Annotated in this window: 14 protein-coding genes and 1 pseudogene; 6 read left to right on the top strand and 9 right to left on the bottom strand. The window is 49.6% G+C overall.

Going from position 1 to position 15,348, the window contains the following annotated elements:
* Window positions 1-55: 55 nt before the first annotated feature.
* Window positions 56-232 (top strand): annotated as a pseudogene (locus WMO44_RS11705) (DUF6061 family protein); the annotation flags it as partial.
* A gap of 85 nt (window positions 233-317) precedes the next feature.
* Here WMO44_RS11705 and WMO44_RS11710 read toward each other — a convergent pair.
* Together WMO44_RS11710 and WMO44_RS11715 are read right to left on the bottom strand one after the other, a co-directional pair.
* On the bottom strand, window positions 318-728 hold the full coding sequence (locus WMO44_RS11710; RefSeq protein ID WP_349152692.1) for a hypothetical protein: 411 nt from the start codon (window positions 726-728) through the stop codon (window positions 318-320).
* Window positions 729-896: 168 nt separating this feature from the next.
* A complete protein-coding gene (locus WMO44_RS11715; protein WP_097779840.1) occupies window positions 897-1,628 on the bottom strand; it encodes a hypothetical protein in 732 nt (243 codons plus the stop codon).
* 563 nt (window positions 1,629-2,191) lie between these two features.
* Here WMO44_RS11715 and WMO44_RS11720 point away from each other — a divergent pair.
* The 3 genes from WMO44_RS11720 to WMO44_RS11730 all read left to right on the top strand — a co-directional run bounded on the left by WMO44_RS11720 (window position 2,192) and on the right by WMO44_RS11730 (window position 4,823).
* Window positions 2,192-2,908 carry a LytR/AlgR family response regulator transcription factor gene (locus WMO44_RS11720; protein ID WP_349152693.1) on the top strand — a complete coding sequence of 239 codons (717 nt, stop codon included), beginning with the start codon at window positions 2,192-2,194 and terminating at the stop codon, window positions 2,906-2,908.
* Window positions 2,896-4,218 (top strand): sensor histidine kinase, encoded by a 1,323-nt coding sequence (locus WMO44_RS11725; protein ID WP_349152694.1) that lies wholly within the window; start codon window positions 2,896-2,898, stop codon window positions 4,216-4,218. Before WMO44_RS11720 ends, WMO44_RS11725 begins: the two co-directional genes overlap by 13 nt.
* 131 nt (window positions 4,219-4,349) lie before the next feature.
* Window positions 4,350-4,823: a hypothetical protein gene (locus tag WMO44_RS11730; RefSeq protein ID WP_349152695.1), complete on the top strand. Its 474-nt coding sequence runs from the start codon at window positions 4,350-4,352 to the stop codon at window positions 4,821-4,823.
* Between the two features lie 951 nt (window positions 4,824-5,774).
* Here the strand turns inward: WMO44_RS11730 and WMO44_RS11735 are convergent.
* The gene (locus tag WMO44_RS11735; protein ID WP_349152696.1) at window positions 5,775-6,809 is read right to left on the bottom strand and encodes an alcohol dehydrogenase; all 1,035 of its coding nucleotides are present in this window, start codon (window positions 6,807-6,809) and stop codon (window positions 5,775-5,777) included.
* A 29-nt stretch (window positions 6,810-6,838) separates the two neighbouring features.
* Entirely contained in the window at window positions 6,839-7,375 is a 537-nt protein-coding gene (locus WMO44_RS11740; RefSeq protein WP_349152697.1) for a helix-turn-helix domain-containing protein, read from the bottom strand.
* A gap of 22 nt (window positions 7,376-7,397) precedes the next feature.
* Here WMO44_RS11740 and WMO44_RS11745 point away from each other — a divergent pair, with 22 nt between their 5' ends.
* Window positions 7,398-8,732 carry a threonine/serine exporter family protein gene (locus tag WMO44_RS11745; RefSeq protein WP_349152698.1) on the top strand — a complete coding sequence of 445 codons (1,335 nt, stop codon included), beginning with the start codon at window positions 7,398-7,400 and terminating at the stop codon, window positions 8,730-8,732.
* 113 nt (window positions 8,733-8,845) lie between these two features.
* On the opposite strand, the gene WMO44_RS11750 is transcribed toward WMO44_RS11745, so the two are convergent.
* Window positions 8,846-9,598 carry a DUF4866 domain-containing protein gene (locus WMO44_RS11750; RefSeq protein WP_005920139.1) on the bottom strand — a complete coding sequence of 251 codons (753 nt, stop codon included), beginning with the start codon at window positions 9,596-9,598 and terminating at the stop codon, window positions 8,846-8,848.
* 203 nt (window positions 9,599-9,801) lie between these two features.
* Between WMO44_RS11750 and WMO44_RS11755 the strand changes: the two genes are divergently transcribed.
* Window positions 9,802-11,025 carry an argininosuccinate synthase gene (locus WMO44_RS11755; protein WP_349152699.1) on the top strand — a complete coding sequence of 408 codons (1,224 nt, stop codon included), beginning with the start codon at window positions 9,802-9,804 and terminating at the stop codon, window positions 11,023-11,025.
* A gap of 197 nt (window positions 11,026-11,222) precedes the next feature.
* On the opposite strand, the gene tnpA is transcribed toward WMO44_RS11755, so the two are convergent.
* From tnpA to WMO44_RS11775, 4 genes are all read right to left on the bottom strand, one after another.
* Window positions 11,223-11,702: an IS200/IS605 family transposase gene (tnpA, locus tag WMO44_RS11760; protein WP_349152700.1), complete on the bottom strand. Its 480-nt coding sequence runs from the start codon at window positions 11,700-11,702 to the stop codon at window positions 11,223-11,225.
* Window positions 11,703-12,282: 580 nt separating this feature from the next.
* A complete protein-coding gene (locus tag WMO44_RS11765; protein ID WP_005922631.1) occupies window positions 12,283-13,257 on the bottom strand; it encodes a calcium/sodium antiporter in 975 nt (324 codons plus the stop codon).
* Between the two features lie 94 nt (window positions 13,258-13,351).
* On the bottom strand, window positions 13,352-13,699 hold the full coding sequence (locus tag WMO44_RS11770; RefSeq protein WP_005922633.1) for a VOC family protein: 348 nt from the start codon (window positions 13,697-13,699) through the stop codon (window positions 13,352-13,354).
* Between the two features lie 15 nt (window positions 13,700-13,714).
* Window positions 13,715-14,995, bottom strand: coding sequence for an SLC13 family permease (locus WMO44_RS11775; RefSeq protein WP_249234905.1), 1,281 nt, complete (start codon window positions 14,993-14,995; stop codon window positions 13,715-13,717).
* Window positions 14,996-15,348 lie beyond the last annotated feature (353 nt).

A 15,348-nucleotide genomic window follows, 5' to 3' on the forward strand; every position in this document is an offset into this window, starting at 1 on the left:
GTTTTAAAACATCGTATGACTGCACATAAATTCATGGAAAATTTGTTGCATAATCACAGTTTTGTTTATCTGCATCGCTATTGAGGACGAATACGGCAATACTCCGGTACAGCGAGCCGAACTGGACTGGCTATTATACAACAAGCCCTTGGAGTATGCCCAGCTTGTGCTGGGTGGTGAGATTGAGCACTATCTCTCACTTGGCTGTGACCATGGCAGGTTAGAAGATTGACCTTTAATTAGAATATACAGATAAAACCGACAACCATCTACTTGCGACTTGCAAATAGATGGCTGTCTATTATTAACTACGCATTTTAACAATGATTTTTCTTTTCAACAAGCATTCCGATAATAAACGAAAGTAGGAAAACGAGTAGCCAAATCAAAACTCCGTAGTGTGCCTTGAGCTGCCATACTTTTCCTATATACATATCCGGCGTGATTTTTGTGGCGTTTATTTTGATAATAAAATCGCCCAACACTTGTCCGATCAAAATTCCTGTCCAGTTTCCAGCTGTTGTGATAAGAGCTGCTCTATACATTTCCAGAAAACAGAAAGTAACAGATGCAACCCATAAACACAAATAATAATGGGCTGCTGTCCATTCAAACAAGTAGACTTCATGAAACACTGTTTGAGAAAGAAGATAGCACACCATATATGCTAAAAATACGATCAGCAAAAATCCGAGACAAGTTTTCTTTTTTGATGCTGTGTTCTTCATACGGCTTTGGAATCCTATTCCAATGTGTACCGACATCTTTGCGTTTCATTATAAAACAGCTTGGCTGCTTACTTCGATACTATTTCGACAGTTGGCATCTTGCCTTCCAATCCGAGTTCGTCATCTTCTGCAACTCTATAAAGCGTGCAACCAAGCTTTTTAAAACGATCAGTTTTCAAAGGAGAAACTATCCAGTAAGGTCAGCAGATAATCGTTTGGAATACCAGCCGTCTCACTTTTTTGAGCATTTTCATTGCGGACATAAAGGGCATAGTCTGTTGCATGGTGTTGGAACATGGTATACTGTGCAGTTGTACAGCCAGCACGATCCTGTACTGTGTAGATTTCAAAGCACTTTCCTGACTTCGATGTGTAAAGCTTTTTGGAAATGCTGTAATTCTGTTTAGGGAATGTTTTCGTATACGTTTTCTGAGAACCGCACATTCCATCCACATCATAAAATGTGTTGGCGCAAAGTGAAATACTTACATTTCCGTCCAGCCAGTATCTTGTATATTCCGTCTCCATGACTTTGGTGGAGGAATTGAAAAAGACATTCATTTGATCTTTTGGGGCAATGCTATGCTCCATGGTATCCAGCAAAGCGTTTTCCACAAAATGAACGCCGAACAGCTGCTCGATCTGCTCCTGCGATTCTGGTGTTATAGAGTAGAAAGTTGCTCCGGTGCGGGCTCGTTCCTTCACGGTTTGTCGAACCGATTTGTCAATTTCCGTATTGCTTATAACCTCATCTATTTCAGAGACATAGCAAATCTGTGTATCCTCCGGCCTATACGTAATTGAACTGCTCATATCTGCTTCAAGTGCATTTGAGACCGGACTTAGAAGAACTACTACCCCCAGTAACATAGCAAAGGAGAAGGTTAAACTTTTCTTCATAAGACACTCCTATTCAACCGAAAAATATGGAACCCGAATTGAATTCGATTCTAGACGATTGATTCGGGGACGTACAGCTGATGCTGTAAAGTTTTTAGATGCTATTTACGTTTACGACAGCAAATGCCGTTACAAAGGTGCGTGTGATTCTTTCAGAACAATCAAATCTTTTGAACTTCACCATCTGAATGTACATGCGCGAAATTGGTTAATGCGTTACGTTCTGCATCGGAATCTCCCTTTCATCTCAAATTCCACTCTAGCTATTATCAATGATATCAAAGCACAAGAACCCGTCAAAGTCCACGATTTTGTATCAAAATAGAGAAAACTTGTAACGAAATCGGTGTGGCCGCAAACAATATGTCCCTTAACACTGGACATCCAGCATTAGGGGAGCACACCAAAGCTACCTTTCGCCATATTACAAGTCAATCGTCAACCAAAGGCTTTTGACTATTTGAAGTTTTGGCATAATCGTATTATACTTGTAAGGAACAGGGCTGTATGTTGTGTAATGAAAAGCGGTCCCATGTGCACATGTGCAATGGAGGGATTTCAAAATGAATGTCTTGGTTTGTGACGATGAACGGCAGATCGTTGATTCTATCATTGAAACACTTGAAAAGAAAACCGAAGAAACACAGGTATCATCAAGATTCTATGGAGTTTCGCAGCCAAGTCAAATAGACTTTTCTCGTCCTTATGATATTGCGCTTCTGGATATTGATATGGGCGAAACAAATGGGATTGAGCTTGCCAGAAAGTTACGAGCAGAAAATGAAAACATTGTGATTATCTTCATTACAAATTTTATTCAGTATGCTCCAGAGGGATTTGAAGTTCAAGCCTTTCGCTACTTACTAAAAGCAGATTTCTCTGCTAAACTTGATTCCTACTTTGATTCAGCTGTCCAAGAAGTACTTCGGCGGAAACAGCTTGTCACAATTTCAATCAACTCTGAAATTATCGATGTACCTGTAAATGACATTCTGTATTTAGAATCTCATCGAAGAATCATTGTCATGCACTTGTTGGACGAAAAATGCCCAGCATACCAATTTTACGGCAACATAACAGAACTATCCGAAAAAATCGAACCACTCGGTTTCCTTCGTATTCAAAAAAGCTACCTTGTCAATATGCACTATGTCGAAATCTTTCAATACAATAAAGTCCAATTGCGCGGTGGTCTTTGTCTGGCTCCAAGCGAAAAGAATTATAGTGAGCTAAAACAGAAATATTTACATTGGAGAGGTAAAAGTAGATGGATGCTTTAATCAGTTTGGTTTACACAATCGTAGATTCCGTCTGCGTATGTCTATTTTTAGATGCCTTTGCTTCGCATCGTTGGAAAGATCATAGATTCCTTATTGGTGTAATAGTTCAGACCATTTTAACGTATGCGTCCATTGAATTCAGTGTTATTGCCTTAAATCGAAACAAAATCGTCAAAATTCTTTTGATTCTACTATCCTGCTTTATGGTTGCCAGAACTCTATATGAGAATATCTCAGGAAAATTTTTATTATTTCTTATCGTTATAGAATATCTCTTGACTTACAGCTTATCTTTTGCAGTCGGAATGCTTGCAACTACAGTTTGTGGGATGGATGCTCAGACGTTTCAAGCCGACAAAACATTATCTCTAATCTATGGAATCTCTTATTATTCTGCTGAATTATTTATTATTGCGCTATTTCGTAAAATGATGCTTCAGCGTATGGACAACAGACCCAGAAGCGATGCTCAACATTCGCAGCTGATACTCTACTTTCTATTTCCATGCGCATCGTTTGTAATGCTTGTGATCCTACTTTACGTTACAAGCGGTCATAATATAGAAGAGTTTGTTTCTGCAGGTTGCTGTATTCTTATTTTTATTTCAAACATTGCAATTCTCTTTTTATTGGAGCGAATGGAGTATACCGCATCGGAAAGAGAACAGTTATTGATGCTTAACCAGCAGATTCAGCTGCAATCGAAAAACATGACTTCGGCAAGCGAACTTTATTCTGCCCAAAGGAAAAAAGTTCACGATTTTCGGGCGCACCTAAATATCCTAAATCAATTGATGAAGAATCAAGAATATTCTGCCGCTGAAGAATATCTTGAAAAAATCACCGAACAGCAAACAGATCGACTTTTTCTTGTCAACACACATCATCCCATCTTGGACGCACTTTTCAATACAAAAGCTGCCGAAGCAACTCAAAAGAAGATCAGCATTGATTTTGAAGTGAATGATCTATCCAAGCTTCCATTTGATGCCTCCGATATGGTAGTGCTTCTATCAAACCTTTTGGATAATGCCATTGAAGCGTGTCAGCAGTATGATGAGGGCGATAAAGCGATTCATGTCATGGCCGTTGCACAGCAAGACTTTTTTGTCTCTGTCCGAAACACATCGGAACCTGTTGTAATTATAAATGGTTCCATTCCAACTACAAAACCAGAACCACAGATGCATGGCTTTGGGCTTGCGAACATCCGACTGATTCTTGAAAAATACAGTGGAGAGTATACGATGTTCTATGAAAACGGGTGGTTCCAGTTCACCGCCGATATACCGTTCACTCCGATTTCGTGACAGATTTTCTCCATGTTAGTACAAAAGCATGGACGAAATCTTCTATTATATGTATAGTAACAATAAGATGCCGATGATTTCAACGCATCTATAAGAATTCGCATATAGTGGTTTGTTTCTTGAAGAAGGGAGTGTGTCAGCATGAAAAAATTGAAACCGATCCTATTTGCAATTGTGATTCTAATATTGCTTTTATTTATTATTGGTGGAATGCTGGGACTGCTTCCTCAACCGCTTTTCGTCTTGTCATCACAAACCATTCTGGTTATATTAGTCTGTGGCGGTGCATTGATAATCGGACTTCTGCTGAAATTTTTCGACAAGAAGTGAGATTCTTAGGAGTTTCTATGTTGCCATTTTTCAATCAAAAAGAGCTGGTTGTTTGCTCGAATCAATCTCAATACCAAAAATACACATCTCTTTTAGAAAAAGAAGGAATCGGATATCGAACAAAAGTACGCGATTTATCATCACCGTCTCTGTTTTCAATGGGAACCCGTGAAAGAGCCGGAACGGCATTTCAAAAGGTCAATTATCAAATGCTCTACACAATATATGTTCGCAAAGCCGATTATGAACGTGCTGTTCACGTTATTCTTGCTTGATTAAATATGAACGCTCCATTCAATTAAGACTACTGTCTATGGTACAATGATTATACGCAATCGAACTTTTACCGTGAAAGTTCGATTGAACTGCGAGAATTAAGAGTTTTTCTAAAACACAGTGTTGCTTTCCACTTGTACTGTGTATGTTTTGCCTATTTCATGTATTCATTCTCCTAAAGTGTTGACACCTTGCAGAGAATATGCTATTATTTCCGAAAGTCCCACTGATTTTGTGGATTGGTTACAAGCCATCCACAAGATGTGGTCGTGTTCATTTTGAACACAGCCACAGAAAGTGGTTGGTTATCACCGTGAGACCCACCACTTCAGTGATGGAAAGTCCACGAAAGAATTTACCGCCCCGCAACACACCCGATCTATTTTGCCGCCGATTCACCCGACAAAATCCATCGCTGCGCTGCGTGGGCGGTATTTTTTTACAAATAGAACCTTATGTGGTTGTACAAATCTCCGAATTTTATTTACAGTTGTTGACCGCACAACTTCAAAGTGTTATTCTTGTGCTTGAAAGAAGCCGGACGTAGTGTCCGCACTGCGCCCGGCTTTCTTCATACCGCACCTTGAATCTTGAATAAGCCGTCTGAACGTGATACCGTGCCATGACCTCACACTTTCCGTGAGCGAGCCGGACAACGCCGCTGCAAAACTTCGTTCGGAGCAAACGGTGACCCCATTACATGAGCAGAGCCCAGCTACTTATTTTTTGCGTCTTAACAATTTGGAAACATTTGTAGAACTTTTCGGGGCGAGGCCCCTCCATCTGCTATCGCAGACCGTTCTGCCGCTTAAAAGCCCCACTGGGGCTTTCATTGCTGCGCTGCGCTTCGCAAACGCGGTCTATGCGTTTTGAGCGCAGCGGTAGAGGGGGACAAACGTCCGGGCAAAGCTCCCTTTGCGGGTGTCGTATTTTGTCTTATCCGGCAGCCGTCAGCATTCCACTGCCACCTTGATGACGCCATCCCGTTTATTTTCAAAGAGGGCGTAACCTTCTTCAATGCGGCGCAGAGGGTAGGTGTGGGTAATGAGCGGTTCGGTATCGATCTTACCTTTCGCGATAAGGCGCAGGGTCTCTTCACAGTCGCAGCCATCCACGCCGCCGGTCTTGAAGGTAAGGTTTTTGCCGTACATCTCCGGCAGCGGCAGGGTCTGTGCCTTGTCGTACAGCGCCACCACGGTCACGATGGCGTTGGGTCTTGCGCACTCCCACGCCAGCCGGAAGGTAGTGTCCGCCCCTGCCACTTCCAGCACCACATCTGCCCCGCCGTGGTCGCTGTTGGCGCGCACAAAGGCGGCGCAGTCCTCCGGCTGTACCGTGAGCACATGCGGGTAGTGCTGACGGATGAACTGCAACCGGTTCTCGTCCTTTTCGCACACGATGATGCGCTTGGGGCTGTGCAGCATGACGCACAGCAACGTGCAGATGCCGGTAGGCCCTGCGCCCAAAATCAGCACGGTATCCTCCGGGGTGATCTCCGAAATGCGCGCCGCCCAGAATCCGGTGGCAAGCACATCGCCCACCAGCAGTGCTTGCCGGTCGGCAACGCCGTCCGGGATCTTGTTCAGCCCCTGATCCGCAAAGGGCACCCGGACATACTCTGCCTGCCCGCCGTCAATGCGGCAGCCCAGCGCCCAGCCGCCGTTTTGGTCGGTGCAGTTGTTCACAAATCCCTTTTTGCAAAAGAAGCACTCCCCGCAGAAGGTCTCCACATTCACCGTCACCCGGTCGCCGGGCTTTACGTTGGTCACCGCGCTGCCCACTTCTTCCACGATGCCCACCATCTCGTGGCCGACCGTGATGCCGGGCACCGCCCGGGGCACGCTGCCGTGCTTGATGTGCAGGTCGCTGGAGCAGATGCTGGCAAGCGTCACCTTTACAATTGCGTCCCGCTCGTGCCGCAGCACCGGCTTTGGTTTTTCCATCAGGGCAAACTTTCCTTTTGAAATATAGGTATAGGTCAGCATGCTTTTTTCCTCCATGCGCTTTGATATTTCTAAACCGAGTATACCACGCAGCCACGGCAAAAAGCAAGCCGCCTTGTGCTGTGGGGATGGCACCAGCCGCCCTTGTGGAGGTGCTTCATCTTCTCCTGCACTCCCTTCTTCTTTTGACATTTCCTTTGACCGTAAGCAGGGTGATGCATCGATTTTGCACTCATTTGTCCGCGTGCGTCCAGCAGCGTCCGGCTCACCACAGAGCTTTCCGTCTTGGAAAGCGCCAGCCCCACTTCCTGTTCCAGCTCCCGGATAGCATTGGTCAGGCTGGGCTGAGAAATATAGAACTGCTGCACTGCATGGCTGATGGTGCCGGTGCCGGCAACAGCCGTGACATAGCGGAGTTGTTGAAGGGTCACGGCAGTTTCCTTTCGGCGTGTTTTCTCTATCCTACCGCAGAGCCGCCAAAAACGCAACGTATTTTCTTCTTTGAAATACCAAACGAACATTGCCGGCATATCCAAGATACGTTTTACCCGCCCTGCAATTTCCCTTATAATAGCACCGCAGTCTTGAAACGGCTGCAACATTCCCATATCACAAAGGAGGCTTTCCGGTATGGGACAACGGCAAAGTGAGATCATCAAAAATCACATGGAAGTCTACTGGCACGACTATGCGTCGGCCAGCAAGGGCGTCCCCATTACCGAGGCGGGGCTTGTGGAAAAAGCCTCCGTCATTGGACGCACCGGGCTGATGCTGCTGGAATGCGGCACCGGCGCATGGCGTGTCCGAAGCTCCATGAACACCCTTTCGCGGGAGCTGGGAGTCACAACAACAGCGGACATCGGCCTGTTGTCCATTGAGTTCACCTGCTTTGACGGTGACCAGTGTTATACCCAGTCACTCTGTCTGACAAATACGGGCGTGAATACCTCCCGGCTGAACCGACTGGAGCATTTCGTCAACGACTTCGACCGGGAAGGAAAATTTATGACCGGCGAAGAACTGCACAGCCACCTCGATGAGATCGAGCGCATCCACGGCTTGTATTCGCCCATCGCACTGGGCTTTGCAGCTGCACTGGCCTGCGGCTGCTTCACCTTTCTGCTTGGCGGCGGCATTGTGGAAATGCTGTGTGCCTTCTGCGGTGCAGGCATCGGCAACTTTGTACGGTGCAAGCTGACAAAGCACCATTTCACCCTGTTTCTGGGCATTACGGCGTCGGTCTGTTCAGCAAGCCTCGTGTATGCCATCCTGCTGAAGCTGGCAGAGGTGCTGTTTGCCGTATCGGCGCAGCACGAGGCGGGGTATATCTGCTCCATGCTCTTCATCATTCCGGGCTTTCCGTTCATTACCAGCGGCATCGACCTTGCCAAGCTGGATATGCGCTCCGGGCTGGAACGTCTGGCCTACGCCGTCCTCATCATTCTGGTGGCAACCATGACGGCTTGGATCATGGCACTGCTGCTGCATTTGCAGCCGGTGCAGTTCCCTGCCCTGAGCCTGACACTCCCGGAAGAGATCGTGTTCCGGCTGCTGGCAAGTTTTGGCGGTGTGTTCGGCTTTTCGCTCATGTTCAACAGTCCCCGGAACCTGGCAGTCTGCGCCGCCCTTATCGGTGCGGTAACGAACACGTTCCGACTGGAGCTGGTGAGCCTTGCGGGCTTTCCGCCCGCTGTTGCAGCGTTTCTGGGCGCACTGCTGTCCGGACTGCTGGCCTCCTTCCTGAAGAGCGCCGCCGGTTATCCCCGCATCTCCGTCACCGTGCCGTCCATCGTTATCATGGTACCGGGACTGTATTTCTACCGTGCCATCTATAATCTGGGCATCCTGTCTCTGATGGACTCCGCCACATGGTTTGCAGATGCCATTCTCATCATCGTGGCACTGCCGTTAGGGCTGATCTTCGCCCGTATTGTCACTGACAAGACTTTCCGTTATTGCACCTGATGTGCAGCATTTCCATTCTCCCATATAAGGCAAAACGCAGCGAACCGTTAAAAGATTCGCTGCGTTTTGTTTTGCTGTGATGCACTTATAAAGGGAGTTCGTTTACAGGGCGTTTACTCGCCGTAAACGATCTTGGTAGCAGTTTCCACATGGCGTTCCAGCCGGTCGGCAAAGTGTTCCAGCGGCAGAAAAACGCCAAGTTCATCGTAGCGGGTTCCGCCGTCCTTGAGCGTATCCTGTCCATAGTAGACCACGGAACGGGGCAGTGCGTGCTGCAGCTTCATCTGGATATCCCAGACGGTGGAGTAGGCCTCCGCTTCCGTTACCTTCTGCTTCACGGTGTCCGGCAGTTCGTAGATCAGCAGCAGCCCCAAATGCTGGTTGTAGTGGTACTCCACCACATCCATCGATCCTTCGTCGTAGCCGTGATACTTGCAGTAGCCGCTGGCAAGGTACATTTTTACCTTTTCCTGCTTCTGGAACACCCGGATGAACCGGTCGTATACTTTGCTGCTCACGGCAAATTTGTTGTTCGGCAAAAGAACGCCGGCATCATCCGTCAGGATCACCGGGTTCGGCTGACCATCGGCGTTGAATTTGAACGGGATCAGGGCAGCGTTCCGTAGCAGGTCAAACATACTGTGCTGGCAGATCGCCATCAGAAAGGCAGACAGATCCTTGTTCTCGTAGGCATTGAACAGCGCTGCGGCAAACTGCTGTGCACTCACGGTCGGCGCATCCAGTACGTCTGCCATGTCCAGCGAGTCGTTGAAGGTATCCATCAGGCGTCGGCAGGCTTCTGGATTTTTCAGGATCTCCCCGAACAGTGCCTCTGCCTTTTCTTCTCTTGAAAATATCGTTGCCATCAAAAAGACCCTCTTTCTGTTTATTTCCAACTACTATTATAGATTCATAATGCCCCGCTGTGAAATACTGCTTTCATATTGCTGCTATATGCAGAACACTTTTTACACATTTTCCAAGTGCCCGTATAATGGACACTGCAATCATGAAATTGCACGAGGGAAATCGAAAAGTATATAAGTTGGTTTGAACGGAGGCAGTTCCTATGTCTGAGGTCAAAAAGGTCGTGCTGGCATATTCCGGCGGTCTGGACACATCGATTATCATCCCGTGGCTGAAAGAGCACTATAACAACTGCGAAGTCATTGCCGTGTGCGGCAATGTGGGGCAGAAGGGTGAGCTGGAAGGCTTGGAAGAGCGCGCCAAGGCAAGCGGCGCATCCAAGCTGTACATCGAAGACCTGACCGATGAATTTGTAGAGGATTACGTCATTCCCACCATGCAGGCCGGGGCAGATTACGAGGGTTATCTGCTGGGCACCAGCTTTGCCCGCCCCATTTTGGCAAAACGCGTGGTGGAGATTGCCCGCGCCGAGGGTGCGGATGCGGTCTGCCACGGCAGTACCGGCAAAGGCAACGATCAGGTGCGCTTTGAACTGGCCATCATGCACTTTGCACCCGACCTGAAGATCATCACCCCGTGGCGCGAGTGGGACATCCAGAGCCGCGATGAGGAGATCGACTACGCCGAGTCCCACCACATCCCGCTGAAGATCAGCCGGGAGACCAACTACTCTAAGGACAAGAACCTGTGGCATCTGAGCCACGAGGGTCTTGATCTAGAAGACCCAGGCAACGAGCCTCAGTACGATAAGGCCGGCTTCCTCGAATTGGGTGTCAGTCCCAAGACCGCACCGGACAAGTCCGAGTTTGTGGAGCTGGAATTTGAAAAGGGCGCTCCTGTGGCTCTGAACGGCGAGAAGTTGAAGCCCGCCGCCATCATCGCAAAGCTGAATGAGATCGGCGGCCGCAATGGCATCGGCCTGTACGATGTAGTGGAGAACCGTCTTGTGGGCATGAAGAGCCGCGGCGTCTATGAGACCCCCGGCGGCACCATCCTGTACAAAGCCCACGAAGTGCTGGAGACCCTGACATTGGACAAGCTGACTGCCCACAAGAAGCGCGAACTGGCCATCACCTTTGGCGAACTGGTGTATGATGGCCAGTGGTTCAGCCCGCTGCGCAAAGCACTGAGCGCCTTTGTCACCTCCACGCAGGAGCACGTTACCGGCAAGGTGCGTCTGGAACTGTACAAGGGCAACCTCATCAATGCAGGGGTCTGGTCGCCGTTCTCTCTGTATCGTGAAGACATCGCCACCTTTGCCGCAGGCGGCGACTACAAGCAGAGCGATGCCACCGGTTTCATCAGCATCTATGGTCTGCCCACCAAGGTGCAGGCTATCGTAAACAGCGAAAAAGAAGGGGAATGAAGTAGTTTATAGCAGTTTGTGTTTTTAATGCACAAGCATCGCTTGCGGTTTACTCTGCGAGTCAAAACCACCGGCTGAGCCGGTGGCTTGAGTAAGCCCTAGAAGGGCATAATACTAGCAAAGCCCCTTAAGGGGCCACGAATGGGTCTGCCAACTGCATTCCTGTCTCGTGGCATGCCCCTCAAGGGGCCTTTTATCTACGCCTTGGTTCCCTTGCTACCCGTAAACGGGTCCATGAATTCCTTAAGGCTTAACTGGTCTGCAATCTGGTCTTGTTCCAGCTGTCTCTTGATATACTCCTGGATTCTCTGCTTGTTTTTTCCAACAGTATCCACAAAATATCCTCTGGCCCAGAAATGCCGATTTCCATACTTGTACTTTAAATTCGCGTGTCTGTCGAAAATCATGAGGCTGCTCTTTCCCTTGAGATATCCCATAACGTAAGAAATGCTGTACTTCGGCGAAAAACTTATCAGCATATGGATATGATCCTGGCAGGCTTCTGCTTCAATTATTTCAATATCCTTTTGCTCGCATAGTTTGCGAAGTATCTGACCAATATCTTTTTTGATTTGGCCATATATCACCATTCTCCGATATTTCGGTGCAAACACTACATGGTATTGACATCTCCATGTCGTATGGCTTAAACTATCTACGTCTTTGTTATTTTTCATTTCAAAGATAAACCTCTTTGTTCCTAGAATGTGGTTGGCAAACCCACACTCTATTCTACAGAGAGGTTTCTCTTTGTCTAGGGCTAAAGCCGTTTTTATTCCACCAGCTTAGCTGGTGGTTTTTCTTCACTCAAGTTCTTAAAGAAAGAACGCCAAATCTTACGATTTGACGTTCAATATCTGGTGCACCTCCAGGGACTCGAACCCTGGGCCCACTGATTAAGAGAGCAAGCCACCGGTTCGTCTCAATTTATGGAAGTTTCGAGTCATCGTTATTTTTAATCAAAGCAACGTGATTTTTCACCCAGTAATTTCTGCATCCTTTGTCGGATTTTGCAGCAAGAAGCACCCTCTGCACGTTTTGAAACCGTGCAAAATCCGTGCAGAAACCGTGCACTTACTCTCCGACAAATAAAATCGCCCTATCCTCACCGGCTTGACGGCATTGGTTTGAGTGGCCGCACACTAAAAATCAAGTCTTGGAGGATACCACTATGATGAAACTGCTTTCCTGCCGGTACAACGGAAGACCCCCGGCCTGACAAAGCAGACCGGGGGCAAGGAAGTATCTCCGGGAATGTCACATGGTAAACTGGATAGCGCAGAAGGCAGCGTAGATGCACAGCAGAATAATGCCCTGTGCACGGGACAGCTTGCCGCGCTTCAGTGCGGGAAGGGTCATGATCATCATGACAGCCAGCATGACCGGGATCTCCAGCACAAGGCTGGAATTGATGCCGAACAAAGTAGAGCTCTGCGGCACGGTGAAGGGCGCCAGCGTGACGGACATACCGCTGACCAGCACCAGATTGAACACGTTTGCGCCCACGATGTTGCCAAGGGACAAATCGCTGCAGCCCTTGACCAGCGAGGTGATGGCGGTGACCAGCTCCGGCAGAGAGGTGCCCAGCGCCACAAAGGTCAGCGCGATGACCGACTCCGGCACGCCCAGTGCCTGTGCGATGAGGGTGCCGTTATCCACCAGCAGGTTTGCGCCCAGTGCGATCAGCACAGCGCCCAGCACCAGCAGCACCAGCGTTTTGGTAAGGGACATCTCTTCCCCTGCATTTTCGGCCTCGGCCTCCGCTTCGGCGGCGGCAGGGGCTTTTTTCATCTGCAATACGTTTGCCACCATGTAGGCCACGAACATGGCCAGCATCACAAAGCCCAGCGGGCGGGTGAATTCGCCCATGGCGTAGGCAGCCACGCAGTAGATGGCGGCTGCGGCAAAGAAGAAGGCTACCGGCACCCGCAGGGTCTTGGGGTCTACCTTGCCCGGACGGACGGCGATGGTGATGGCGGCGATCAGGGCAGAGTTGCAGATGACCGAGCCGATGGCGTTGCCGTAGGCGATCTCACCATGGCCGGACACGGCGGACATGGTGGACACCATGACCTCCGGCAGAGTAGTGCCGATGGACACCACCGTTGCGCCGATAAGCAGCTCCGGCAGGTGGAACCGCCGGGCCAGTGCCGAAGCACCGTCCACGAACCAGTCGCCGCCCTTGATCAGGAACAGCAGACCGACGATAAAAAGCAATACAGGAACCAGCATAATTTTTCTCCTCTGAATTTTCGCGGGGCGTGAACCACAGAACCGGGAACGGATTGCTCCATCCCCGGTTCTGCACAAGATCGGTCAGTTGGCGTTATTTCTGCATGATGTGGATGGCAAAACCGCCGTACTCGCCCTCAAGATACACATTCTTGATGCGGCCGTCCTCAAAATAGGCGGCAGTCTCCATGCGGAAGCGGAAGCCATTTTCCTCCAGCTCCTCCATCGCAGCCTTCAGGTCGGGGGTGCGCATTGCGATGTGGCCGTTCTTGCCCAGAAAGGGGCTCTTCATGCACTCGAAATAGTTACCGGCAAACTCGGACTTCTGTCCGTGGCGGGGCTCCAAGTTGAACAGCTTGCACAGCAGCAGCGCCAGCTGCTCGGCCTCGCCTGCGTTGTCGGTGTTGATGCCGACGTGCTCCAGCTCAAACGTGTTTTTCATTTGGTGTTTCTCCTGTTACTTCATGGGGAAGATCAGCACAGCACCCACCGTCAGCGCCAGCAGACGGATGAAGTACTGCGGAATGGTGAACTTCCAGAACTCGGTGATCTTGTAGTCGCCGGCGCCCATAATCATGGCGGGCATACCGTCAATGGGCAGGAAGTGTCCGCACCAGCCGGAGACCACGATAGCGGCAGCGGCTGCGGTGGGATCCAGACCCAGATTGACGCAGGTGGCAATGGCCATGGGAGCAAAGACGTACACGGTGCCGATGGTGGAACCGGTCAGGGTGGCCAGCACACTGGTCAGGATGCAGAAGGCGAAGATCAGCACGAAGGGGTTGACGTTGGTGCCCAGCATCTTGGCAACAGTCTCGCCGACCAGACTGGTCAGGCCGGTGTTGCCCAGAGCATCGGCAATGCCGATGACGCCTGCGGACATCAGGATGATGGGTGCGCTGATGGAGTTGCGGATCTCGTTGAAGTCCATGACGCCGGAGATCAGGATGACGCCCACGGCCAGACCGGTGATGGCGTAGCCTGCATCACCGATCTTGCTCTGCAGGATCATGCCCACAACGGCGAGCACAAAGCTGAAGTAGGTGATGAGCTCCTGATTCTTGGTCAGAGCGACCTTCTGCTCACCGGCGTGGAGAGCCTCTTCCTTGGCCTCGGCAATGGGGTGGTCCGGCAGGATCTTGTAGGCCAGGATGCACCACACCAGGAAGCCGATGGACAGGCACAGGTTGACCAGAGAGAACTTGACCAGATTGACGTTTGCCGCAACGCCTGCGCTTTCCAGAACGGCGATCACGATGCCGTACTGCAGAGCGGTGTTGAAGGGCAGCAGCGGGTGGTTTGCTGCAAAGCCCGCAGGCATCAGAACCCTGGACGGGGGCAGCTGCTTGGAGTAGGGCAGAGTGGACAGCAGGCCGATGACCAGCACATAGTAGGCGGTGGAACCGGTGCCGAACAGGCTGCAGCCCAGCATAACGATGAGGATCAGCAGGACGTAGGCCTTAAAGCCGCCCTTGCTGGCCATGTTGAACATGGTCTGCTTGAACTTGACGATGAAGCTGGTCTTCTGCAGGGCCGCAATGATGGCCATGAAGGATGCCAGCATGACGATGGTGGGGTTTGCGAAGCCGCCGAAGGCGGTCTTGATGTCGGTAACGCCGAACACCACCAGCAGCAGCAGCGCCAGCAGCGGGGGTGCACCGAAGGGCAGTTTATCCACCATGATCAGGATGATCATGAGGACAGTCACTGCCAGAGCAATGATCATGGGAAGTGTCATAGAACGTTTCCTCCTTTTTTGTGTCCGCAGTACCTGTTGCGCAAGAGCCCGACCCTTTGCACAATTCCGATGCGGCTTTCTTGATTAAAAGTATATAGTTTTCCGCTGTGCGTCACAATCATTTTTGGGCTCGTTGTGTTCTTTTTTGAAACATATTCAGAATTTGTTCAATTCTTTTGCCGCAATATGTCGCTTTTTGAAACATATTGCGGTTAGTTTCGGCTGATTTGTTGCTTTTTGAAACAGGGCACCCTTTCCGTCACGGCTATCGCCGTGCGCCCTCTCAGGCGCTCCCGCGCCAGCTCTCCCACGGGGAGAGCCAAGGTCTAAGGCTCGTTGCTAAAGTATTAGGT

This window comes from Faecalibacterium tardum (assembly GCF_040096515.1).
GTDB lineage: Bacteria > Bacillota > Clostridia > Oscillospirales > Ruminococcaceae > Faecalibacterium > Faecalibacterium tardum.